The sequence below is a fragment of the Streptomyces subrutilus genome, from assembly GCF_001746425.1.
Classification (GTDB): Bacteria; Actinomycetota; Actinomycetes; order Streptomycetales; family Streptomycetaceae; genus Streptomyces; species Streptomyces subrutilus_A.
On sequence record NZ_MEHK01000001.1, the window covers coordinates 2,086,827 to 2,109,805 of the forward strand.

A 22,979-nucleotide genomic window follows, 5' to 3' on the forward strand; every position below is an offset into this window, starting at 1 on the left:
CGCCGGGATGGAATTCACCACATCCCCACGTCCTGCGCAGGTCGCGCATACTGGCCGCAGAGAGCAGATCCAGGAGAGGTGCCATGCCGTTCACGCTCAGCCATGCGGCCGCCGTGCTTCCGGCCGTCCGCCGTACCGGGCGGGCGCGGGGCCCGCTGGTCGCCTCGGCGCTGGTCCTCGGATCGTTCGCGCCCGACACCTTCTACTTCGCCGACGCCGTCGTCGGCGGGGTCATGTCGTACGGCACCTTCACGCACACCCTGCCGGGCGTGCTCACCGCGGACGCCGCGCTCACCGCCGCCCTCGCGGCGTGCTGGCTGCTGCTGCGCGAGCCGCTGATCGCGCTGCTGCCGCGTACCTGGCGGGGCCGGGTGCACGCCTTCGTGCGCGGCGAGTACTGGCGGGGGCGCCAACTGCTCCCGCTCGCCCTCTGGTTCTACCTCTCGGCGGTCGCCGGCTCCCTCAACCACGAGGTGTGGGACAGCTTCACGCACCTGGACCGCTGGGGGACCGACGCCCTGCCCGCGCTCGGCGAGCCGCTCGCGTTCGGCCTGCCGCTCTACTCGTACCTGCAGTACGGGACTTCGGCGCTCGCCGCCTGCGCGATCGGCTGGTTCCTCGCGACCGCGCTGCGCCGGCTGCCGTACTCCCCGGCCCCCGCGTCCGTACCGGCGCTGTCCCGGGCCGAGATGCGGTGGGCGCTGGCCCTGCTCGCGGGGTGCGTGGCGGCCGGGGTCACGCTGCGGGTGATCCGCTTCTTCACCTTCTTCGACCGGATCCGCACGCCGCTCGACATCATCCCGACGGTCTGCTTCGGGGCGGGCGGCGGTCTCGCCGTGGGCCTGCTGCTGTACGGGGTCCTCGTACGGGTCCGGCACCGCGGCGGCCGCGCCCGTCGCACCCCGGAGGAGACGCGGACGCCCGTCCCCACTGCCTAGCGGGGACGGGCGCCCACGGCCCGAGCGGGCGGGTCAGTGCGCGGCGGACTCCCAGTCGGAGCCGACGCCCACGGACACGTCCAGCGGGGCGCGGAGCTCGACGGCGGCGCCCATCTCGCGGCGCACCAGCTCCTCCACCCGCTCGCGCTCGCCCGGCGCGATCTCCAGCACGATCTCGTCGTGGACCTGGAGCAGCATCCGCGACTTCAGCCCGGCCCGCGTGATCGCCCGGTCCACGCGCAGCATCGCGACCTTGACGATGTCGGCGGCGGTGCCCTGGATCGGGGCGTTGAGCGCCATCCGCTCGGCCGACTCACGGCGCTGGCGGTTGTCGCTGCCCAGGTCGGGCAGGTACCGGCGGCGGCCGAAGACCGTCGCCGTGTAGCCGGTGACCCGGGCCTCCTCCACGACGCGCTGGAGGTAGTCGCGGACCCCGCCGAAGCGCTGGAAGAAGGTCTCCATCAGGCCGCGCGCCTCGGCGGGCTCGATGTTCAGCTGCTGGGCGAGCCCGAACGCGGACAGCCCGTACGCCAGCCCGTACGACATGGCCTTGATCTTGCGGCGCATCTCGGCGTCGACCTGCGAGCGCTCCACGCCGAACACCTGGGAGGCGACGGTGGTGTGCAGGTCCTCACCGGTCGCGAACGCCTCGATCAGGCCCTCGTCCTCGGAGAGGTGGGCCATCACGCGCAGCTCGATCTGGCTGTAGTCGGCCGTCATCAGGGACTCGAAGCCCTCGCCGACGACGAACCCGCGGCGGATGGCGCGGCCCTCGTCGGTGCGCACCGGCACGTTCTGCAGGTTCGGGTCGGTGGAGGACAGCCGGCCGGTCGCGGCGACGGTCTGGCTGAAGCTGGTGTGCACCCGGCCGTCGGCGCCGATGGTCTTGACCAGGCCCTCGACGGTGACGCGCAGCTTGGCCTGCTCCCGGTGCCGCAGCATGATCACCGGAAGTTCGTGGTCGGTCTGCGCGGCCAGCCAGGCCAGCGCGTCCGCGTCCGTGGTGTAGCCGGTCTTGGTCTTCTTGGTCTTGGGCAGGTCCAGCTCGCCGAAGAAGACCTCCTGGAGCTGCTTGGGCGAGCCGAGGTTGAACTCGTGGCCGACCGCCGCGTGCGCCTCCTTCACCGCCTGCTGCACCGCTCCGGCGAACTGCTGCTCCATGGCCTCCAGGTGGTCGCGGTCGGCGGCGATGCCGGCCCGCTCCATCCGGGCCAGCAGCTCGGACGTCGGCAGCTCCATGTCGTGCAGCAGTTCCACGGCGCCGACCTCGGCGAGCTTGCCGGTGAAGGCCTCGCCCAGGTCCAGGACCGCGCGGGCCTGCGCCATCAGCGCCTCCGCCTCGGCCGTCTCGTCGGCGCCGAAGGCCAGCTGCCCGTCGGCCGCGGCCGGGGCCAGCTCGCGGTGCAGGTACTCGTTGGACAGCACGTCCAGGGCGAAGGAGCGGCGGCCCGGCTTGACCAGGTAGGCGGCGAGCGCGGTGTCCATGGTGACGCCCGCGAGGCTCCAGCCGTGCTCGGGGAAGACCCGCATCAGGCCCTTCGCGTTGTGCACCACCTTCGGCCGCGCCGCGTCGGCGGCCCACGCCGCGAAGGCCCGCTCGTCTGCCTCGTCCAGCTCGGACGGCTCGAACCAGGCGGCGGCCCCGTCGGCGGCGGCCAGCGCGATCTCGCTGACGCTGCCCTGCCCCAGCGCCCAGCTGTCGACGGTGGAGATGCCCAGCGGCGCGCCCGCGCGGGCCTCGAGCCACGGCGCGAGCTCGCCCGCGCCCAGCACGCTGCCGTCGAGCTCCACACCGGCCGCGACCGGAGCGGGGGCCTGCTCCTCGGCCGCGCCCGGATCCACGGCCAGCAGCCGCTCGCGCAGCGAGGCGTTGCGGATCTCCAGCACGTCCAGCACGCCGGTCACCGCGGACCGGTCGTACGGCACGCGGGCCAGGTCGGAGGGGGCCTTGGACAGCTCCACGTCCTTGACCATCTCCGTCAGGACGCGGTTGAGCTTGACGGCCTCCAGGTGGTCCCGGAAGTTCTGCCCGGCCTTGCCCTTGACCTCCTCGGCACGCTCCACGAGCTCCGCGAACGACCCGAACTGGGTGATCCACTTGGCGGCGGTCTTCTCACCGACGCCCGGGATGCCGGGCAGGTTGTCGGACGGGTCGCCGCGCAGCGCCGCGAAGTCCGGATACTGCTGGGGGGTGAGGCCGTACTTCTCCTCGACCTTCTCCGGGGTGAACCGGGTCAGCTCGGAGACGCCCTTGGTCGGGTACAGCACGGTGGTGTGCTCGGAGACGAGCTGGAAGGCGTCCCGGTCGCCGGTGACGATCAGCACCTCGAAGCCCAGGGCCTCCGCCTGCGTCGCCAGCGTCGCGATCACGTCGTCGGCCTCGAAGCCGTCGACGGCGAACCGCGGCACGTGCATCGCGTCGAGCAGCTCGCCGATCAGCTCGACCTGCCCCTTGAACTCGTCGGGGGTCTTGGAGCGGTTCGCCTTGTACTCGGGGAACTCCGTCGAGCGCCACGTCTTGCGCGACACGTCGAACGCCACCGCGAAGTGCGTGGGCGCCTCGTCGCGCAGCGTGTTCGCCAGCATCGACGCGAAGCCGTAGATGGCGTTGGTCGGCTGGCCGGTCGCGGTCGTGAAGTTCTCCGCGGGCAGCGCGAAGAACGCCCGGTACGCCAGGGAGTGCCCGTCCATGAGCATCAGGCGGGGGCGGTCCGCTGCGGTCGTCTGGTCCGTCTTCTTCGATGCTGTCTCTGCCACGCCCCCGATCCTAGGCGCCCCCACCGACAATTCCGGACGGCCCGTGCGGAGGGGCAAATCCGGCGGCGGCGATGTCGGCGGGGCGTGACAGGATCGGCTGTGTACGCGAAGACTGCTCGAAGGGGAGCGCCATGGCCACCAAGCCGCCCGCAGGTGATCCGGTCCAGGACGCGCCCCAGGTCGCGCCGCCGAAGCACGCGGCCGCCGGCCTCCCCGCGATCGGGCACACCCTGAAGATCGCGCAACAGCAGATGGGCCTGGCCCGCACCGCCCGCACCCTGCTCAAGGTCAACCAGAAGGACGGCTTCGACTGCCCCGGCTGCGCCTGGCCCGAGGGAGACAAGCGGCACACCGCCGAGTTCTGCGAGAACGGCGCCAAGGCCGTCGCGGAGGAGGCCACCCTGCGCCGGGTCACCCCGGACTTCTTCGCCGCGCACCCCCTCGCCGACCTGGCGGCCCGCTCCGGCTACTGGCTGGGCCAGCAGGGCCGCATCACGCAGCCGATGTACCTGGCGGAAGGCGCCGACCGGTACGAGGCGGTCAGCTGGGAGCGGGCCTTCGAGGTCATCGCGCAAGAGCTGCGCGCCCTCGCCTCCCCCGACGAGGCCCTCTTCTACACCTCGGGCCGCACCAGCAACGAGGCCGCGTTCCTCTTCCAGCTCTTCGCCCGCGAGTTCGGCACCAACAACCTGCCCGACTGCTCCAACATGTGCCACGAGTCCTCGGGCTCCGCGCTGAACGAGACCATCGGGATCGGCAAGGGCAGCGTCTCCCTCGAAGACCTCCACCAGGCCGAACTGATCATCGTGGCCGGGCAGAACCCGGGCACCAACCACCCGCGGATGCTCTCCGCCCTGGAACAGGCCAAGGCCTCCGGCGCGAAGATCATCTCGGTGAACCCGCTGCCCGAGGCCGGCATGGAGCGGTTCAAGAACCCCCAGACCCCCCTCGGCATGCTCAGGGGCACCGCCCTCAACGACCTGTTCCTGCAGATCCGCATCGGCGGCGACCAAGCCCTCTTCCGCCTCCTGAACAAGCTCGTCATCGAGGCGGACGGCGCCACCGACGAGGCGTTCATCCGCGAACACACCCACGGCTACGAGGAGTTCGCCGCCGCCGCCCAGGAGGCGGACTGGGCCGAGACCCTCACCGCCACCGGCCTGACCCGGCCCGAGATCGAGCGCGCCCTCGACATGATCCTGGCCTCCCGGCGCACCATCGTCTGCTGGGCCATGGGCCTGACCCAGCACAAGCACGCCGTCGCCACCATCCGCGAGGTCGTCAACCTCCTCCTGCTGCGCGGCGACATCGGCCGCCCCGGCGCGGGCGTCTGCCCCGTCCGCGGCCACTCCAACGTCCAGGGCGACCGCACCATGGGGATCTTCGAACGCCCCGCGCCGGCCTTCCTCGACGCCCTCGACCGCGAGTTCTCGATCACCTCGCCCCGGCACCACGGCTTCGACGTGGTCCGCTCCATCCAGGCCCTGCGCGACGGCGAGGCCAAGGTCCTCTTCGCCATGGGCGGCAACTTCGTCGGCGCCACCCCGGACACCGAGGTCACCGAGGCCGCGATCCGCCGCGCCTCCCTGACCGTGCACGTCTCCACCAAGCTCAACCGCTCCCACGCCGTCACCGGCAGGCGCGCCCTGATCCTGCCCACCCTCGGCCGCACCGACAAGGACGTCCAGGCCTCCGGCAAGCAGTTCGTGACCGTCGAGGATTCCATGGGCATGGTCCACGCCTCGCGCGGCAACCTCGCCCCCGCGAGCCCGCACCTGCTCTCCGAGCCCGCCATCGTGGCCCGCATGGCCCGCGCCGTCCTCGGCGAGGCCTCCACGACCCCGTGGGAGGAGTTCGAGCGGGACTACGCCGCCATCCGCGACCGGATCTCCCGGGTGGTCCCCGGCTTCGAGGACTTCAACGCCAAGGCGGCCCGCCCCGGCGGCTTCCGCCTCCCGCACGCCCCGCGCGACGAGCGCCGCTTCCCCACCAGGACCGGCAAGGCCAACTTCACCGCCGCGCCCGTGGAGTACCCCGAGGTCCCCGAGGGCCGGCTGCTCCTGCAGACCCTGCGCAGCCACGACCAGTACAACACCACGATCTACGGGCTCGACGACCGTTACCGCGGGATCACCGGCGGGCGCCGCGTGGTGATGGTCAACCCCGAGGACGCCGCCGAGCTGGGGCTGGCGGACGGCGCGTACACGGACCTGGTCAGCGAGTGGAAGGACGGCGTCGAGCGGCGGGCCCCGGGCTTCCGCGTCGTGCACTACCCGACCGCCCGCGGCTGCGCGGCCGCCTACTACCCCGAGACGAACGTGCTGGTCCCGCTCGACTCCACCGCGGACACCAGCAACACCCCGGCGAGCAAGTCCGTCGTCATCCGCTTCGAACCGGCCTGATAGAACGACCTCAGGACAAGATGGTTAACGATCGTTGACGAACGGAGCCGGCCCATGGGCGCGCAGCACGCAGTGAAGTTCCCGCAGGAGGTCCTCGACGAGTACGCGGCCCTGGGCATCGACCTGCCCTCGCTCTTCTCGGCGGGCCACCTCGGCGAGCGCATGGACATCAGGGTCCTGGAGGCCTCGGCCGAGCGGGTCGTGGCCACGATGCCGGTCGAGGGCAACACCCAGCCGTACGGGCTGCTGCACGGCGGGGCCTCCGCCGTACTCGCCGAGACCATCGGCTCCGTCGGCGCCATGATGCACGGCGGCATCACCAAGATCGCCGTCGGCGTGGACCTGAACTGCACCCACCACCGCGGCGTGCGCTCCGGCCTGGTCACCGGCGTCGCCACCCCCGTACACCGGGGCCGCTCCACCACCACCTACGAGATCGTGATCAGCGACGAGCAGGACCGGCGCGTGTGCACCGCCCGCCTGACCTGCCTGCTGCGCGACGCCGACCCGGCCGGCGCCCGGAACCCCGCCGGAGCCTGAGCCCGGCCCAGGCCGCCCGCACCCCCGGCCCTCCCGCAGGCCCGGACCCCGCCCCCACGGGCGGCGCGTCCGGGCCTGCGCCCGTTGCCGGGGCGCCGGGCGCAGACTGTCACGCCACCCCGCGCCCCGGCCTCGCCCTCGCCCCGTACGCCCCTGCGCCCACACCCGCCCGGAATCCGCCACTCCGCACCCGTTCCGCCCCCGTCTGTTGTGTCACCGATCGTGACCGCCTACCTTCCCCTCATGGGGACCCCGCCACGCTCCACGGTCCGGTACGCCGCCACCACCCTGCTCGCGGCGCTCGCCCTGACCGGCACCCTGACCGGATGCACGCCCTCCGCCCCACCGCCCGCGGCAGGCCCGCAGAGCCCTTCCCCCGACCCCTCCTCGCCGGCCCAGATCTGCACCAGCCTCGTGTCCTACTGGGCGAAGGAGACCCTCCTCGGCACCAAGTGGTCCGGTCTGGACTGGGAGCAGAAGGGCCTGTCCAACGACCAGTACGCGATCCACGAGGACGCCGTGGCCGCAGGCCGCGCCGAGGAGCGAACGGCCGGTCGCGACAAGGCACTTGAGCTGATCGACCGGTTCGTGGCGCAGCGCTGCGCCGAGCAGGACGGCGCGGCGCGGAGCTCCGGGGACCGGCGCCCCGCGACGTGACCCGGGTCACCGCATTTCCGGGTGCGCTGTCCGGCTTCCGGGCACTCGCCGCCGTTTCGCCGAACCGCAGGTGAGGCCCGGTTTCGGCGCCAGGGCAAGATCCATCCGACGCCAGTGGACCACTCGCGTTGATCACCCTGCGTAATGACCATGCCGTAGCGAATCCCCCTTTACCGCCGGGAATGGCCACCCGCTGGATTCTTTCGGACACGCGCTGCCACATTCGGCCGAATTTGATCTAAGACAGGTGCATGGAGGCCTCAAGCCCCTTAGGGGAACAGGTATTTCTCACGATGCGGACATTCCCCGACGCCGGTAAATGCCCGTTCTGTCCACACTCCCACCACGCATTCTTGGCCTTGGCATAACAAGAGCGTCACATCCTCCTTTCTCCGCTCCCCGTGTTCGCCACCTCGGGCCTAGAGTCACGGCCAGTCACCGCGCCGCTGGGCGCGACCAGCACGGCCGCTGTACATCCCAGTGCGGCCCGGCGACCGAACGGCACCTCACAGAGGGAGCCGCGCCAGGGAAAGGAAGAATCGTGCGACACCGTTCTTTGCTCGTCCTCACCACCGTGATCACCACGGGAGCACTGACCCTCACCGCCTGCGGATCGCGCGACGAGGCGAAGGGCGGGGACAAGTCCGACGGGAAGAAGACCGTCGTCGTCATCGGCGTGGACGCTCCCCTCACCGGCTCGCTCTCCGCCCTCGGCCAGGGCATCAAGAACTCCGTCGACCTCGCGGCCAAGACGGCCAACAAGAACAACGAGGTCCCCGGCATCGAGTTCAAGGTCGAGGCCCTCGACGACCAGGCGGTCCCCGCCTCCGGTCAGGCCAACGCCACCAAGCTCGTCGGCAACAAGGACGTCCTCGGTGTCGTCGGCCCGCTGAACTCCGGCGTCGCCCAGCAGATGCAGGGCGTCTTCGCCTCGGCGAACCTCGCGCAGGTCTCCCCCGCGAACACCAACCCCTCCCTCAGCCAGGGTGACAACTGGGGCAAGGGCGAGTTCAAGCGCCCCTTCCCCACCTACTTCCGCACCGCCGCCACCGACGTGGTCCAGGGCAAGTTCGCCGCCCAGTACCTCTTCAAGGACGCCGGCAAGAAGAAGGTCTTCGTCGTCGACGACAAGCAGACCTACGGCGCCGGCCTGGCCGCCATCTTCTCCGACGAGTTCAAGAAGCTCGGCGGCGAGGTCGTCGGCACCGACCACGTCACCGTGAAGGAGACCGACTTCTCCTCCACCGCCGACAAGGTCAAGTCCTCCGGCGCCGACTCCGTCTACTTCGGCGGTCAGTACCCCGAGGGCGGCCTGCTCGCCGACCAGATCAAGAAGACCGGCGCCAACATCCCGCTCATGGGCGGCGACGGCATCCAGGACCCCGCCTTCATCAGCGCCTCCGGCGAGGCCAACGAGGGCGACCTCTCCACCTCCATCGGCTACCCGGTCGAGAAGCTCCCCACCGCCAAGCAGTTCATCGAGGACTACAAGGCCGCCGGCTACAAGGACCCGTACGCCGCCTACGGTGGCTACTCCTACGACGCCGGCTGGGCCGTCGTCCAGGCCGTCAAGGCCGCAGTCGCCGCCAACGGCGGCAAGCTGCCCACCGACGCCCGCGCCAAGGTCGTCGAGGCCCTCGGCAAGGTCTCCTTCGAAGGCGTGACCGGCAAGGTCGCCTTCGACCAGTACGGCGACACCACCAACAAGCAGCTCACGGTCTACAAGGTCGAGGGCGGCAAGTGGATCGACGTCAAGAGCGACACCTTCAACGAGTAATCCCCCCGTCCCGCTAGCCGGGACCCCGGACCGGTCCACACCGACGGCCCGACCCCCTCAAAAAGAACCAGCCGCGCGAGGGCGCAAACAGCGCCCTCGCGCGGAGTCTTATCCGACACGCTCATCGGAGGCCCTGCGGTGCACGAACTGCCGCAACAGCTGGCCAACGGCCTTGCCCTCGGTGCCCTTTATGGCCTCATAGCCATCGGGTACACCATGGTCTACGGCATCGTCCAGCTCATCAACTTCGCCCACGGCGAGATCTTCATGATCGGCGGCTTCGGCGCGCTCACCGCCTACGCCGTCCTCCCGACCGGCACCTCCCTGCTGATCGCGATACCCATCATGATCGTCGGAGGCGCGCTCGCCTCGGTCCTCGTCGCCACCGCAGCCGAACGCTTCGCCTACCGCCCCCTGCGCAGCGCCCCACGGCTCGCCCCGCTCATCACCGCAATCGGCCTCTCGATCGCGCTCCAGCAGCTCGTCTGGCAGTTCTACCCGGACGCCAAGAAGGCAGTCAGCTTCCCTGAGTTCAAGGGCGCCGCCTTCAAGATCACCGACAGCCTGGCCATCCAGCGCGCGGACCTCTTCGTCCTCGTCCTCGCCCCGCTCTGCATGCTCGCCCTCGGCGTCTTCGTCTCCAAGAGCCGCAGCGGCCGCGCCATGCAGGCCACCGCCCAGGACCCCGACACCGCCAAGCTCATGGGCATCAACACCGACCGCATCATCGTCATGGCCTTCGCCATCGGTGCCGCGTTCGCCGCCGTCGCCGCCGTCGCCTACGGCCTCGACAAGGGCCAGATCAACTTCGAGATGGGCTTCATCCTCGGACTGAAGGCCTTCACCGCCGCCGTCCTCGGAGGCATCGGCAACATCTACGGCGCCATGGTCGGCGGCGTCGTCCTCGGCCTCGCCGAAGCCCTCTCGATCGCCTACATCGAAGAGATCCCCGGCATGCAGCAGCTCGGCGGTGGAGCCTGGTCCAACGTCTGGGCGTTCGTACTCCTCATCGTCGTCCTCCTCGTGCGGCCCCAAGGCCTGCTCGGCGAGCGCGTCGCGGATCGGGCGTGAGAACCATGACCACCAACACCACCCCGCAGACCGCCCCCGCCAAGCAGGGCCCCGCCCCCGCCGCACTCCTCTACGCGGTCATCGGCGGCAGCCTCCTCACCGTCGTCAGCGCCTTCCTCGCCTGGACCTGGACCGCCGACTTCCCCGGCGACCTCACGTACTACGGCAGCCCGGCACCCATCCAGTTCCTCAGCCTCGTCGCCGGACTCCTCACCGCCGCCTTCGCGCTCTCCGCGCTCGGCACCAAGGGCCTGCGCTGGCTCACCCCCACCGGCGCCCGCAAGCCCGTCTGGATCCTCGCACTCGGCACCCTCGCCGGCACCTGGTTCACGGTCCTGGCCATCGCCGTCGTCCTCGGCGGCTTCGCCCACCTGGAACCCGGCGCCTACGTCGCCCTCGCCGGCTCGCTCATCCCGGCCCTCGCCGCGTACAAGCTCCCCGACGACAGCCACAAGGCGGCCCCCGCCAAGCAGCTGCCCTCCTGGGCCGAAATCCTCCTCATCACCGGAGTCTTCGCCCTCGGCCTCTACGTCATCACCTTCGGCATCGACACCGATGACAAAGAACCGCAGCTCTTCGTCACCTACCTGATCATCGTCGGCTTCGCCGCCTTCGCCCTGCTCAAGGCCGGCCTCTTCGACCGCCTCGGCACCCTCACCGCGAAGCACCGCCAGGTCACCCTCCTCGGCACCGCGGCCGCCGCGATCGCCTTCCCCTTCATCCAGCAGAGCGGCGACACCTACACGCTCATCGCGGTCAACATCCTGATCTTCGCGACCGTCGCCCTCGGCCTCAACGTCGTCGTCGGCCTCGCCGGCCTCCTCGACCTCGGCTACGTCGCCTTCCTCGGCGTCGGCGCCTACGCCGCCGCCCTGGTCTCCGGAAGCACCGCCTCCGCCTTCGGCGTCCACCTCCCCTTCTGGGCAGCGGTCCTCGTCGGCGCCCTCGCCTCACTCATCTTCGGCGTGGTCATCGGCGCACCCACCCTCCGCCTGCGCGGCGACTACCTCGCCATCGTCACCCTCGGCTTCGGAGAAATCTTCCGCATCGCCATGGGCAACCTCGACGGCACCTCCGGCCCCGACATCACCAACGGACCCAACGGCATCCCCAACATCCCCCACCTCGACCTCTTCGGGTGGAACTTCGGGGAATCCCACAACGTCTTCGGCATCACCCTCGGCGCCTACGCCAACTACTACTTCCTGATGCTGCTCGTCATGGCCCTGGTCGTCCTGGTCTTCGCCCGAGCCGGCAACAGCCGCATCGGCCGCGCCTGGGTCGCCATTCGCGAAGACGAGACCGCCGCCGAAGCCATGGGCATCAACGGCTTCAAGGTCAAGCTCATCGCCTTCGCCCTCGGCGCCACCCTCGCCGGCCTCGCCGGCACCGTACAGGCACACGTCAACACCACGGTCGTCCCCGAGAACTACGTCTTCGCCGGGCCCGTCCCGCCGAACTCCGCGTTCCTCCTCGCCGCCGTCATCCTCGGCGGCATGGGCACCATCCGCGGCCCCATCCTCGGCGCCGCACTCCTCTTCCTGATCCCGGCGAAGCTGGCCTTCCTCCAGGACTACCAGCTCCTCGCCTTCGGCATCGCCCTCATCCTGCTCATGCGCTTCCGCCCCGAAGGCCTCATCGCCAACAAGCGGGCGCAGCTCGAGTACCACGACGACACCGCTGACCAGGCCCCCACGGACCTGGCCACCGCCAAGGCGGGGGCGTGAACGACATGACCACCACAGACACCACCACCACGACCACCGTGCTCGAAGCCAGCGGCGTCACCATGCGCTTCGGCGGCCTCACCGCCGTCAAGGGCGTCGACCTCAAGGTCAACGCAGGCGAGATCGTCGGCCTCATCGGCCCCAACGGCGCCGGCAAGACCACCTTCTTCAACTGCCTCACCGGGCTCTACGTCCCCACCGAAGGCACGGTCACCTACAAGGGCACCGTCCTGCCGCCCACACCCCACAAGGTCACCGCAGCAGGCGTCGCCCGCACCTTCCAGAACATCCGGCTCTTCCACAACATGACCGTGCTGGAAAACGTCCTCGTCGGACGCCACACCCGCACCAAGGAAGGCCTCTGGTCCGCCCTCCTGCGCGGCCCCGGCTTCAAAAAGGCCGAAGCCGCCAGCGAAGCACGCGCCATGGAACTCCTCGAGTTCATCGGCCTCCAGCACAAAGCCCAGCACCTCGCCAAGAACCTCCCCTACGGCGAACAGCGCAAGCTCGAAATCGCCCGCGCCCTCGCCAGCGACCCCGGCCTCATCCTCCTGGACGAACCCACCGCCGGCATGAACCCGCAGGAGACGCGAGCGGCCGAAGAACTCATCTTCGCCATCCGCGACAAGGGCATCGCCGTCCTCGTCATCGAGCACGACATGCGCTTCATCTTCAACCTCTGCGACCGCGTCGCCTGCCTCGTCCAAGGCGAAAAGCTCATCGAAGGCACCGCCGCCGAAGTCCAGGGCGACGAACGCGTCATCGCCGCCTACCTCGGCACCCCCTTCGAAGGCGCACCCGGCGAAGAAGAAGTCGCCGAAGTCGAAGCCGCCGAAGCCCACGCAGAAGCCGAAGCCGCCGAAACCGCGACCGAGGACGAGGGCGAGAGCGAAACCGCCGAAACCGAAGCCACCCAGGCCGACGCCGACGCGGACAGCACCACCCGCACGGAAGGAGAGGCCAAGTGACCGCACTGCTCAAGGTCGAAGACCTCAAAGTCGCCTACGGCAAGATCGAAGCCGTCAAGGGAATCTCCTTCGAAGTCAACGAAGGCGAAATCGTCTGCCTCGTCGGCACCAACGGCGCCGGCAAGACCACCACCCTGCGCACCCTCTCCGGGCTCCTCAAGCCCACCGCGGGCAGCATCACCTTCGACGGCCAACCCCTCGCCGGCGTCCCCGCCCACCGCATCGTCTCCATGAAGCTGGCCCACTCCCCCGAGGGACGCCACATCTTCCCCCGGCTGACGATCGCCGAAAACCTCCAGCTCGGCGCCTTCCTGCGCACCGACAAGGAAGGCATCGAGAAGGACATCCAGCGCGCCTACGACCTCTTCCCCATCCTGGGAGAGCGCCGCAAGCAGGCCGCCGGCACCCTCTCCGGCGGCGAACAGCAGATGCTCGCCATGGGCCGCGCCCTCATGTGCCAGCCCAAACTGCTCATGCTGGACGAGCCCTCCATGGGCCTCTCCCCCCTCATGATGCAGAAGATCATGGCAACCATCGCCGAACTCAAGGCCACCGGCACCACCATCCTGCTCGTCGAGCAGAACGCCCAGGCCGCCCTCTCGCTCGCCGACCAGGCGCACGTGATGGAGATCGGCAAGATCGTGCTCTCCGGCACCGGCCAGGACCTCCTCCACAACGAGGACGTCCGCAAGGCCTACCTCGGCGAGGACTGATCACACACGTGTGAGGCCCGCCTCCCCTCGGGGGGAGGCGGGCCTCACGCACGTCCCGGATCCGACAGCGGCCCGAACGGGCCCCGCCCCCTCGCGCGTACGGGGCGGACCTGCCCGTCAGCCGTTCGCGGCGTTCTGCTTCTTCTCCTCGGCGTCCTCGATGACCGCCTCGGCGACCTGCTGCATCGACATGCGGCGGTCCATCGACGTCTTCTGGATCCACCGGAACGCCGCCGGCTCGGTGAGCCCGTACTGGGTCTGCAGGATGCTCTTGGCCCGGTCCACGAGCTTGCGCGTCTCCAGACGCAGCGAGAGGTCGGCGACCTCCTTCTCCAGCGCCTTCAGCTCGGCGAAGCGGGAGACCGCCATCTCGATCGCCGGCACGACATCGCTCTTGCTGAACGGCTTCACCAGGTACGCCATGGCCCCCGCGTCACGGGCCCGCTCGACGAGGTCGCGCTGCGAGAACGCGGTGAGCATCAGCACCGGGGCGATGGACTCCTCCGCGATCTTCTCGGCCGCGGAGATCCCGTCCAGGACGGGCATCTTCACGTCCAGGATCACGAGGTCGGGCCGGTGCTCACGGGCGAGCTCCACGGCCGCCTGCCCGTCCCCGGCCTCACCGACGACGGAGTACCCCTCCTCCTCCAGCATCTCTTTCAGATCCAGCCGGATGAGCGCCTCGTCCTCGGCGATGACGACGCGGGTCGTCAGCGGCGGAACGTGCGACTGGTCGGCGTCGGGCGTGGGCGTCGACTCGTGCGAGGCGGTCACTTGAGGGCTCCTTGATACGGGGCGATACTGCTCCCCTGAGCCTACCGAGCTCCTGTAAGGTGGTGTCACGCAGGGTTCCCGCAATCCTTCGTTTCTTAGGCCCCAGTACTCCAACTGGTCAGAGAGGCCGCTCTCAAACAGCGGACAGTGTGGGTTCGAATCCCACCTGGGGCACCTTTCCTTGAATTGCAAGGTCACGGTTCTCTCGCGGCACTCCCCTCGTTCGAGGTAATCCTCCGGAAACCGGACACACCGCCTAGGGGTTTTCCGCACTGTCGCCCGTATGTACGATCTGGCGACTCGGCGGCATGCACTCTCTCTTCTCGATCACGGGCGGAGCCTGAATTCCGTCAGCAAGGAAACGGGCATATCCCGGGCAGCCATCCGCGCCTGGCAGGTTCGCATCGAACCGCTCCCCCGCATGAACCAGACCCAATGCACGGCCCCGCCAGACCCGGCCGCCTACTCCTATCTCCTGGGCCTCTATCTCGGCGACGGCTGCATCAGCCCGCACCCGCGAGGCGGGTACCACCTACGCATCGCATGCGCGGACGCGTGGCCCGGCCTCATCGAGCAGTGCCGCGCGGCGATCCTCGCGGTCCGTCCGTCCGACAAGGTCTACGTCCTGCAGCGCCAGGGCTGCGTGGCCGTCACCAGCTACGGCCGGCACTGGCCCTGCCTGTTCCCGCAGCACGGCCCCGGCAAGAAGCACGAGCGGCGGATCGCCCTCGATGACTGGCAGCAGGAGATCGTCGACGCGCACCCCTGGGAGTTCATCCGGGGGCTGATCCACTCCGACGGGTGCCGGATCACCAATTGGACCACCCGGATGGTCGGCGGGGTCAAGAAGCGCTACGAGTACCCGCGGTACTTCTTCACCAACAAGTCCGACGACATCCGGAAGCTGTGTACCGACACGCTCAGCAAGGTCGGAGTTCAGTGGACCATCACCGCACGCGGCAGCGACCCGTTCAACGTGTCCGTCGCGCGCAAGGAGTCCGTCGCGCTGATGGACGCCCACATCGGGCCCAAGTACTAGGGCGGGCTCCCCTCCCCGTCATGCTGTGACCGTACAACCGGTCAAGCACACGAATTGGGGACCTGCCATGAGCGAGAAGGCTCGCAAGCTGTTCGACGCGCTGGATCTGAACGCGGACGGCCGGCTGACGCGGTTCGAGGTGATCGACGCGCTGCGGTCGAAGGGGCCGACGCTGGCCGCCCGGGGGGATCTGCCGTTCTGGGGGCTGGGGGACGCGGATGCGTCGTCGGCTCTGTTCGATGCGGCGGACGCGAACGGGGACGAGGAGCTGTCCTTCGAGGAGTTCGCGGCGGTCGTGGACCGGCGTTTCGGCTGGTAGCCGGGACGGGGTGCGGTGACCGCGTCGGGCGGGCTCGTGGCGGGTTGCCCGACGCGGTGCGTGTGGTGCGTGTGGTGCCGGAGCCGCGGCTGCCGCGGCGGGCGTCAGCGGACGGGGTCGCCGATGTGGTGGATGCGGACGAGGTTGGTGGATCCGGTGACGCCGGGGGGTGAGCCGGCGGTGATGACGACGGTGTCGCCGGGGACGCAGCGGCCGATGCGGAGGAGTTCTTCCTCGACCTGGGCGACCATGGCGTCGGTGGAGTCGACGTGGGGGCCGAGGAAGGTTTCGACGCCCCAGGTGAGGTTGAGCTGGGAGCGGGTGGCGGGGTCGGGGGTGAAGGCGAGGAGGGGGATGGGTGAGCGGTAGCGGGAGAGCCGGCGGACGGTGTCTCCGCTCTGGGTGAAGGCGACGAGGAACTTGGCGTCGAGGAAGTCGCCCATTTCGGCGGCTGCGCGGGCGACGGCTCCGCCTTGGGTGCGGGGCTTGTTGCGTTCGGTGAGGGGCGGGAGGCCCTTGGCGAGGATGTCCTCTTCGGCGGCTTCGACGATGCGGGACATGGTGCGGACGGTTTCGACGGGGTATTTGCCGACGCTGGTCTCGCCGGAGAGCATGACGGCGTCGGTGCCGTCGATGACGGCGTTGGCGACGTCGGATGCTTCGGCGCGGGTGGGCCGGGAGTTGTCGATCATCGAGTCGAGCATCTGGGTGGCGACGATGACCGGTTTGGCGTTGCGCTTGGCGAGTTTGACGGCGCGCTTTTGGACGATGGGGACTTGTTCGAGGGGCATTTCGACGCCGAGGTCGCCGCGGGCGACCATGATGCCGTCGAAGGCGGCGACGATGTCGTCGATGTTGTCGACGGCGTGGGGTTTTTCGATCTTGGCGATGACGGGGAGGCGTCGGCCTTCCTCGTCCATGATGCGGTGGACGTCTTCGATGTCGCGGCCGCTGCGGACGAAGGAGAGGGCGATGACGTCGGCGCCGGTGCGCAGGGCCCAGCGGAGGTCGTCGATGTCTTTTTCGGAGAGTGCGGGGACGGAGACGGCGACGCCGGGGAGGTTGAGTCCCTTGTGGTCGGAGACCATGCCGCCTTCGATGACGGTGGTGTGGACGCGGGGGCCGTCGATGGCGGTGACTTCGAGGGTGACGCGGCCGTCGTCGACGAGGATGCGTTCGCCGGTGGTGACGTCGGTGGCGAGGCCCTTGTAGGTGGTGCCGCAGGTGTGGCGGTCGCCTTCGTGGTCTTCGACGGTGATGGTGAACTCGTCGCCGCGTTCAAGGAGTACGGGGCCTTCGTGGAATCGGCCGAGTCGGATCTTCGGGCCTTGAAGGTCTGCGAGGATGCCGACGCTGCGGCCGGTTTCGTCGGAGGCTTTGCGTACGCGTTGGTAGCGCTCTTCGTGTTCGGTGTAGGTGCCGTGGCTGAGGTTGAGGCGGGCGATGTCCATTCCGGCTTCGACCAGGGCTTTGATCTGGTCGTATGAGTCGGTGGCGGGGCCCAGGGTGCATACGATTTTTGCTCGGCGCATGGGGCGAGCGTATTGCCCTACCAGGCAGTAGGAAATTGGTTCCGGGTGTCCGCTCAACAACCTTTGGGCGAAGGCTTGTTGACATTTGTTGAATGTGCATGGGGGTGCTCTGATGAGCACCCCCGCGGCGCGTTTTCCGGGTGTTTCAGAGCTGGGGCGGGGTCATGGTGAAGCGGGCGTTGACTTGGGCGTAGACGGTCTGGCGCTGGGGTTCGAGGTCGAGGGGCGGGGCTCCGGCGTCGTCGGCGGCGCTGAAGGCCATGGTGCGCATGCCGCCGCTCGGAGCCGGGGGGAAGGGGGCGGCGTTCTCGGCGCCGAGGTCGGCGAGTTCGACGAGGGCGGCGAGGCGGGCGCCGAGGGCTTCGGCGTATTCGCGGGCGCGCTGGACGGCTTCGAGTACGGCTTGGCGGCGGGCTTCGCCGTGGGCGGGTGAGGTGGGGCGCAGGGCCCACCAGGGGCCGTCGACTTGGGTGAGGTCGAGGTCGGCGAGGCGGGTGGTGAGTTCGCCGAGTGCGGTGAAGTCGCTGAGTTCGGCGGTGATGTGGACGCGCCCGTGGTAGGCGCGGATGCGTTCGGCGCGGCCGTGGCGGGTGAGTTCGGGGGTGATGGAGAAGGCGCCGGTTTCGAGTTTTTCGACGGGGTCGCCGTAGCTCTTGATGAGGTCGAGGACTTCGGTGTTGCGGCGGGTGAGGTCGTCGAGGGCGGTGCGGCGGTCGGTGCCGCGGGCGCTGACGGTGATGCCGATGCGGGCGATTTCGGGGTCGACTTCGAGGCGGGCTTCGCCGCGGACGGCGACGCGGGGTACCTCGGGGGTGCCGTAGGGCTGGGGGGCCGTGTCGTGTGATGCGTCCTGGGTCATGGCTTCACTGTCGCACTGTGGGTGAGAATCTACGCGCGTTGTTCACGCCTCTGAAGGGGAGATGGCATGGCGTTCGACCGTAGGGCTTTTCTTGGGACGACGGCTGCGACGGGTGCGGCCGTGGCGTTGGCGGGGGCTTCCGGTGCCCCGGCGGTGGCCGCGGACCGGCCGGCGCCGTCGGCGATGGGGCCGGTGAAGGGGCCGGGGCCGCGTACGTACGCGTTCACGGTGATGGGGACGACCGATCTGCACGGGAACGTCTTCAACTGGGACTACTTCACGGACCGGGAGTTCGACGACAAGGCGCACAACGATGTGGGTCTGGCGAAGATATCGACGCTGGTGAACCAGGTGCGGGCGGAGAAGGGGCGGCGGAACACGCTGCTGATCGACGCGGGTGACACGATCCAGGGGACGCAGCTTTCGTACTACTACGCGAAGGTGGATCCGATCACGGCGCGGCGGGGTCCGGTTCACCCGATGGCGCAGGCGATGAACGCGATCGGGTATGACGCGGCGGCGCTCGGGAACCACGAGTTCAATTACGGCATTCCGGTGCTGCGGAAGTTCGAGGAGCAGTGTGATTTTCCGCTGCTGGGGGCGAACGCGCTGGATGCGAGGACGCTGCGGCCGGCGTTCGCGCCGTACAGCATGCACTGTCTGCGGACTCCGCACGGGCGGGATGTGAAGGTGGCGGTGCTGGGGCTGACGAACCCGGGGATCGCGCTGTGGGACAAGGCGAACGTGCAGGGGAAGATGACGTTCCCGGGGTTGGAGGAGCAGGCGGCGAAGTATGTGCCGAAGTTGCGTTCGATGGGTGCCGACGTGGTGATCGTGTCCGCGCATTCGGGTTCGAGCGGGACGTCGTCGTACGGGGATCAGCTGCCGTACGTGGAGAACGCGGCGGCTCTGGTGGCGGAGCGGGTGCCGGGGATCGACGCGATCCTGGTGGGGCACGCGCACACGGAGATCGCGGAGTACCGGGTGCGGAACGAGGCGACCGGCAGGGAGGTGGTGTTGTCGGAGCCGTTGAAGTGGGGGCAGCGGTTGACGTTGTTCGACTTCGAGCTGACGTGGGCGCAGGGTCGCTGGTCGGTGGCGGAGGTGGCGGCGCGGGTGCTGAACTCGAACACGGTGGCGGAGGATCCGAGGATCACGGGGCTGCTGGGGGACGAGCACCGCAAGGTCGTGGCGTATGTGAACCAGGTGATCGGTACGTCGACGCGGGCGATGTCGGCGGCGGAGGGTCCGGTCAAGGACGTGGCGATCATCGATTTGATCAGCCATGTGCAGGCGGAGACGGTGCGGGCGGCGCTGGCCGGTACGGAGTGGGCGGAGCTGCCGGTGGTCTCGCAGGCTTCGTGTTTCTCGCGTACGGCGGCGATTCCGGCGGGGCGGGTGACGATCCGGGATGCGGCGGGCTTGTATCCGTTCGAGAACACGCTGGAGGCGCGGCTGCTGACGGGTGCGCAGCTGAAGGACTATCTGGAGTATTCGGCGCGGTACTACGTGCGGACGGCGCCGGGTGAGGTGGTGGATCCGGCGAAGTTGACGAACGCGGAGGGTATTCCGGATTACAACTATGACGCGGTGTACGGGTTCACGTACGACGTGGATGTGGCGCGGCCGGTGGGTTCGCGGATCGTGGGGTTGTCGTTCGAGGGGCGGCCGGTGGATCCGGCGGGGCGGTTCGTGTTGGCGGTGAACAACTACCGGGCCTCGGGTGGTGGGAATTTCCCGCATGTGCCGCAGGCCAGGCAGTTGTGGGCGGATTCGGACGAGATCCGTAACACGATCATCCAGTGGGTGAAGGCGAGGGGGACGGTGGATCCGGCGGGGTTCGCGTCGGTGTCGTGGCGGTTGACGCGGGAGGGTGTGCCGGTGTTCTAGCGGGTTGGGCCGCTAGGGGTGTTCGACCAGGGGGAGCAGTTCGCCCGCGGGTCGGGGGCGGGTGTGCTCCCGCTGGTCGAGGCCGAAGGTGGTGAAGGCGGTGCGTGTGGGCTGGGGGTAGGGGTTTTTGCCGGTGAGGGTGTTGAGGATGGCGGCGCTGCGCCAGGCGGCGAGGCCGAGGTCGGGGGCTCCGACGCCGTGGGTGTGGCGTTCGCCGTTCTGGACGAAGATGCTGCCGGTGATGGCTGGATCGGTGATCATCCGGTAGCGGTCGTCGATGCGGGGGCGGCCGGAGGAGTCTTTGCGCAGGTAGGGGTCGAGGCCTGCGAGGAGGCTGGTGAGGGGGCGTTCGCGGTAGCCGGTGGCGAGGACGACGGCGTCGGTGGTGAGGCGGGAGCGGGTGCCCTGGTCGGTGTGTTCGAGGTGGAGTTCGACTTTGGTGGTGGCGACGCGGCCGGCGGTGCGGACGTTGACGCCGGGGGTGAGGACGGTGTCGGGCCAGCCGCCGTGGAGGGTGCGCCGGTAGAGCTCGTCGTGGATGGCGGTGATGGTGTCGGTGTCGATGCCTTTGTGGAGTTGCCATTGGGCGGGGACGAGCTGGTCGCGGACGGGTTCGGGGAGGGCGTGGAAGTAGCGGGTGTAGTCGGGGGTGAAGTGTTCGAGGCCGAGCTTGGAGTACTCCATGGGGGCGAAGGAGGGGGTGCGGGCGAGCCAGGTGAGGCGTTCGCGGCCGGCGGGGCGGGCGCGCAGGAGGTCGAGGAAGACTTCGGCGCCGGACTGGCCTGAGCCGATGACGGTGACGTGTTCGGCGCCGAGGATGCGGGCGCGGTGGTCGAGGTAGTCGGCGGAGTGGATGACGGGGACGGTGGGGGCTTCGGCGAGGGGGCGCAGGGGTTCGGGGATGTGGGGGGCGGTGCCGATGCCGAGGGCGAGGTGGCGGGTGTGGGTGCGGCCGAGGGCTTCGGCTTCGCCGTCGGGGTCGAGTTGGGTGAAGTCGACTTCGAAGAGGTCGCGTTCGGGGTTCCAGCGGACGGCGTCGACCTGGTGGCCGAAGTGGAGTCCGGGGATGCGGTCGGCGGCCCAGCGGCAGTAGGCGTCGTATTCGGCGCGTTGGATGTGGAACTGCTCGGCGAAGTAGAAGGGGAAGAGCCGTTCCTTGTGTTTGAGGTAGTTGAGGAAGCTCCAGGGGCTGGCGGGGTCGGCGAGGGTGACGAGGTCGGCGAGGAAGGGGACTTGGAGGGTGGCTCCGTCGAGGAGGAGTCCGGGGTGCCAGCGGAAGTCGCGGCGCTGGTCGTAGAAGGCGGTGGCGAGTTCGCCGGCGCCTTGGTGGGGCAGGCCGTGGGCGAGGGCCGCGAGGGACAGGTTGGAGGGGCCGATGCCGATTCCGACGAGGTCGTGGGGGGCTTCGGGGTGGGCGGCGGTCATGGGTGGGTGCTGCCTTCCAGGTGGGCGATGAGGATGTCCAGGTCTGCCGCGGTGGTGTGCGGGTTGAGCAGGGTGGCTTTGAGCCAGAGGCGGCCGTCGGCGTGGGTGCGGCCGAGGACGGCTTGGCCTTGGTGCAGGAGGGTGCGGCGCAGGGTGGCGACCTGGGTGTCATCGGCGTGGGTGGGCCGGAAGGGCACGGTGGTGAGGGTGGGGTGTGCGTGGAGGGTGAGGTGGGGGTGGGTGTCGATGCGGTCGGCGAGTTGTTGGGCGAGTGCGCAGGTGTGGTCGATGAGGCGGGTGAGGCCGTCGCGGCCGAGTGAGCGCAGGGTGGCGGCGATTTTGAGGGCGTCGGGGCGGCGGGTGGTGCGCAGGGAGCGGCCGAGGAGGTCGGGTAGGCCGGCATCGGTGTCGTCGGGGGCGTTGAGGTAGTCGGCTTGGTGGGCGAGGGGGGCCAGCAGGGCGGTGTCGGGGACGGCGAGGAGTCCGGCGGGGACGGGCTGCCAGCCGAGTTTGTGCAGGTCGATGGTGAGGGATGCGGCTCGGGCGAGGCCGGCGACCTTGTGGCGGTGGCGGGGGGTGAGGGCGAGGAGTCCCCCGTAGGCGGCGTCGATGTGGAGGTCTGCGCGGTGGTGGTCGCAGAGGTCGGCGATGCGGTGGAGGGGGTCGATGAGTCCGGCGTCGGTGGTGCCGGCGGTGGCGGTGACGAGGACGGGGCCGGGGGTGGCGGCGAGGGCTCGGGCGAGGTCGGCGGGGTCGAGGGTGCCGGTGGGGGTGGGGAGGGCGGTGGCCGGGGGGAGGCCGAGGAGCCAGGCGGCGCGGGGGATGGAGTGGTGGGCGTTGGCGCCGTGCAGGACGGTGAGGTGGGGGCCGTGGCGTTCGCGGGCGAGGAGCAGGGCGATTTGGTTGGCTTCGGTGCCGCCGGTGGTGACGAGTGCGTCGGCGTGGGGGGTGTCGTAGAACTCGGCGGCGAGCGTGCGGGTGACGAGGGCTTCGATGGCGGAGGCGGCGGGGGCCTGGTCCCAGGAGTCGAGGGAGGGGTTGAGGGCGCTGGCGGCGAGGTCGGCGGCGACGGCGACGGCCAGCGGCGGGCAGTGGAGGTGGGCTGCGCAGAGGGGGTCGGCGGGGTCTGCGGCGCCGGCGGCGAGGGTGTGTACGAGGGTGCGGAGCGCTTCGTGGTCGCCGGTGCCCTTGGGGGGGAGTACGTCGCCCAGTGCGGCTCGGACGCGGGCGGTGAGGGGGTCGGGGCCGCCGGCCGGAAGTGGCCCGCCGCGTTCCTCGGCTCCGGTGCGCAGTGCGTCGAGGACGGTGTCGAGGAGGGGGCGCAGGGCTGCGGGGCCGCCTGCTGCGCCGGCGAGGGGCGGGGTGCCGGTGCCTGGGCCGGGCGGCGCGGTCATCGGGGTCCTCCGGGGCTGGGAGGGGTGCGGGGCTGGGCACCCGGCCGGTACAACGATCCGACCCGAATGGGGTAACCGCCGGGGTTTGTCCGGGATCGATTTCCGGCCGGTTTCCTCCCGGGGGCGGGGCGGGGGTGCGTGCCGCTGTGCGGGCCGGTCCCCCGCCCCGCCCCCGCCCCGCCCCGCTCCTGCCCCGC

The 22,979-nt window shown here is 69.9% G+C and carries 18 protein-coding genes and 1 tRNA gene; 13 read left to right on the plus strand and 6 right to left on the minus strand.

What is annotated here, in order from left to right; all coding sequences use genetic code 11:
• Positions 1–83 precede the first annotated feature (83 nt).
• Positions 84–938: a DUF4184 family protein gene (locus tag BGK67_RS10420; RefSeq protein ID WP_069919810.1), complete on the plus strand. Its 855-nt coding sequence runs from the start codon at positions 84–86 to the stop codon at positions 936–938.
• Between the two features lie 33 nt (positions 939–971).
• On the opposite strand, the gene polA is transcribed toward BGK67_RS10420, so the two are convergent.
• Positions 972–3,695, minus strand: coding sequence for a DNA polymerase I (gene polA, locus BGK67_RS10425; protein WP_069919811.1), 2,724 nt, complete (start codon positions 3,693–3,695; stop codon positions 972–974).
• A gap of 131 nt (positions 3,696–3,826) precedes the next feature.
• Between polA and BGK67_RS10430 the strand changes: the two genes are divergently transcribed.
• From BGK67_RS10430 to BGK67_RS10465, 8 genes are all read left to right on the plus strand, one after another.
• Complete coding sequence (locus tag BGK67_RS10430) at positions 3,827–6,097, plus strand: FdhF/YdeP family oxidoreductase (protein WP_069919812.1); 2,271 nt, start codon at positions 3,827–3,829, stop codon at positions 6,095–6,097.
• Between the two features lie 54 nt (positions 6,098–6,151).
• Positions 6,152–6,637, plus strand: coding sequence for a PaaI family thioesterase (locus BGK67_RS10435; protein ID WP_069919813.1), 486 nt, complete (start codon positions 6,152–6,154; stop codon positions 6,635–6,637).
• Positions 6,638–6,880: 243 nt separating this feature from the next.
• Positions 6,881–7,294 carry a hypothetical protein gene (locus BGK67_RS10440; protein ID WP_069923768.1) on the plus strand — a complete coding sequence of 138 codons (414 nt, stop codon included), beginning with the start codon at positions 6,881–6,883 and terminating at the stop codon, positions 7,292–7,294.
• A 541-nt stretch (positions 7,295–7,835) separates the two neighbouring features.
• Positions 7,836–9,071, plus strand: a complete 1,236-nt coding sequence (locus BGK67_RS10445; RefSeq protein WP_069919814.1) for a branched-chain amino acid ABC transporter substrate-binding protein — start codon at positions 7,836–7,838, stop codon at positions 9,069–9,071.
• A gap of 138 nt (positions 9,072–9,209) precedes the next feature.
• The gene (locus tag BGK67_RS10450) at positions 9,210–10,142 is read left to right on the plus strand and encodes a branched-chain amino acid ABC transporter permease (protein WP_069919815.1); all 933 of its coding nucleotides are present in this window, start codon (positions 9,210–9,212) and stop codon (positions 10,140–10,142) included.
• A 5-nt stretch (positions 10,143–10,147) separates the two neighbouring features.
• Positions 10,148–11,869 carry a branched-chain amino acid ABC transporter permease gene (locus tag BGK67_RS10455; RefSeq protein ID WP_069919816.1) on the plus strand — a complete coding sequence of 574 codons (1,722 nt, stop codon included), beginning with the start codon at positions 10,148–10,150 and terminating at the stop codon, positions 11,867–11,869.
• On the plus strand, positions 11,866–12,837 hold the full coding sequence (locus BGK67_RS10460; RefSeq protein ID WP_069919817.1) for an ABC transporter ATP-binding protein: 972 nt from the start codon (positions 11,866–11,868) through the stop codon (positions 12,835–12,837). The genes BGK67_RS10455 and BGK67_RS10460 overlap by 4 nt, the downstream gene beginning before the upstream one ends.
• Positions 12,834–13,550, plus strand: coding sequence for an ABC transporter ATP-binding protein (locus BGK67_RS10465; protein ID WP_069919818.1), 717 nt, complete (start codon positions 12,834–12,836; stop codon positions 13,548–13,550). Before BGK67_RS10460 ends, BGK67_RS10465 begins: the two co-directional genes overlap by 4 nt.
• A 117-nt stretch (positions 13,551–13,667) precedes the next feature.
• On the opposite strand, the gene BGK67_RS10470 is transcribed toward BGK67_RS10465, so the two are convergent.
• Positions 13,668–14,324: an ANTAR domain-containing response regulator gene (locus BGK67_RS10470; RefSeq protein ID WP_069919819.1), complete on the minus strand. Its 657-nt coding sequence runs from the start codon at positions 14,322–14,324 to the stop codon at positions 13,668–13,670.
• A gap of 99 nt (positions 14,325–14,423) precedes the next feature.
• Between BGK67_RS10470 and BGK67_RS10475 the strand changes: the two genes are divergently transcribed.
• The 3 genes from BGK67_RS10475 (at position 14,424) to BGK67_RS10485 (ending at position 15,682) form a co-directional block, all read left to right on the plus strand.
• Positions 14,424–14,498: transfer RNA gene (locus BGK67_RS10475), tRNA-Leu, on the plus strand.
• Positions 14,499–14,607: 109 nt separating this feature from the next.
• Positions 14,608–15,363: a helix-turn-helix domain-containing protein gene (locus BGK67_RS10480; protein ID WP_069919820.1), complete on the plus strand. Its 756-nt coding sequence runs from the start codon at positions 14,608–14,610 to the stop codon at positions 15,361–15,363.
• 67 nt (positions 15,364–15,430) lie between these two features.
• Complete coding sequence (locus BGK67_RS10485; RefSeq protein WP_069919821.1) at positions 15,431–15,682, plus strand: EF-hand domain-containing protein; 252 nt, start codon at positions 15,431–15,433, stop codon at positions 15,680–15,682.
• Positions 15,683–15,786: 104 nt separating this feature from the next.
• Here the strand turns inward: BGK67_RS10485 and pyk are convergent, their stop codons facing one another.
• Both pyk and BGK67_RS10495 read right to left on the minus strand, forming a co-directional pair.
• Positions 15,787–17,214 (minus strand): pyruvate kinase, encoded by a 1,428-nt coding sequence (gene pyk / locus BGK67_RS10490; protein WP_069919822.1) that lies wholly within the window; start codon positions 17,212–17,214, stop codon positions 15,787–15,789.
• A 145-nt stretch (positions 17,215–17,359) separates the two neighbouring features.
• Entirely contained in the window at positions 17,360–18,073 is a 714-nt protein-coding gene (locus tag BGK67_RS10495; RefSeq protein WP_069919823.1) for an SIMPL domain-containing protein, read from the minus strand.
• A gap of 66 nt (positions 18,074–18,139) precedes the next feature.
• On the opposite strand from BGK67_RS10495, the gene BGK67_RS10500 reads away from it, so the two are divergent.
• A complete protein-coding gene (locus tag BGK67_RS10500) occupies positions 18,140–19,963 on the plus strand; it encodes a bifunctional metallophosphatase/5'-nucleotidase (RefSeq protein ID WP_069919824.1) in 1,824 nt (607 codons plus the stop codon).
• 12 nt (positions 19,964–19,975) lie between these two features.
• Here BGK67_RS10500 and BGK67_RS10505 read toward each other — a convergent pair whose 3' ends face one another.
• A complete protein-coding gene (locus BGK67_RS10505) occupies positions 19,976–21,388 on the minus strand; it encodes a lysine N(6)-hydroxylase/L-ornithine N(5)-oxygenase family protein (RefSeq protein WP_069919825.1) in 1,413 nt (470 codons plus the stop codon).
• On the minus strand, positions 21,385–22,782 hold the full coding sequence (locus BGK67_RS10510; protein WP_069919826.1) for a pyridoxal phosphate-dependent decarboxylase family protein: 1,398 nt from the start codon (positions 22,780–22,782) through the stop codon (positions 21,385–21,387). Before BGK67_RS10510 ends, BGK67_RS10505 begins: the two co-directional genes overlap by 4 nt.
• Positions 22,783–22,979: the final 197 nt, after the last annotated feature.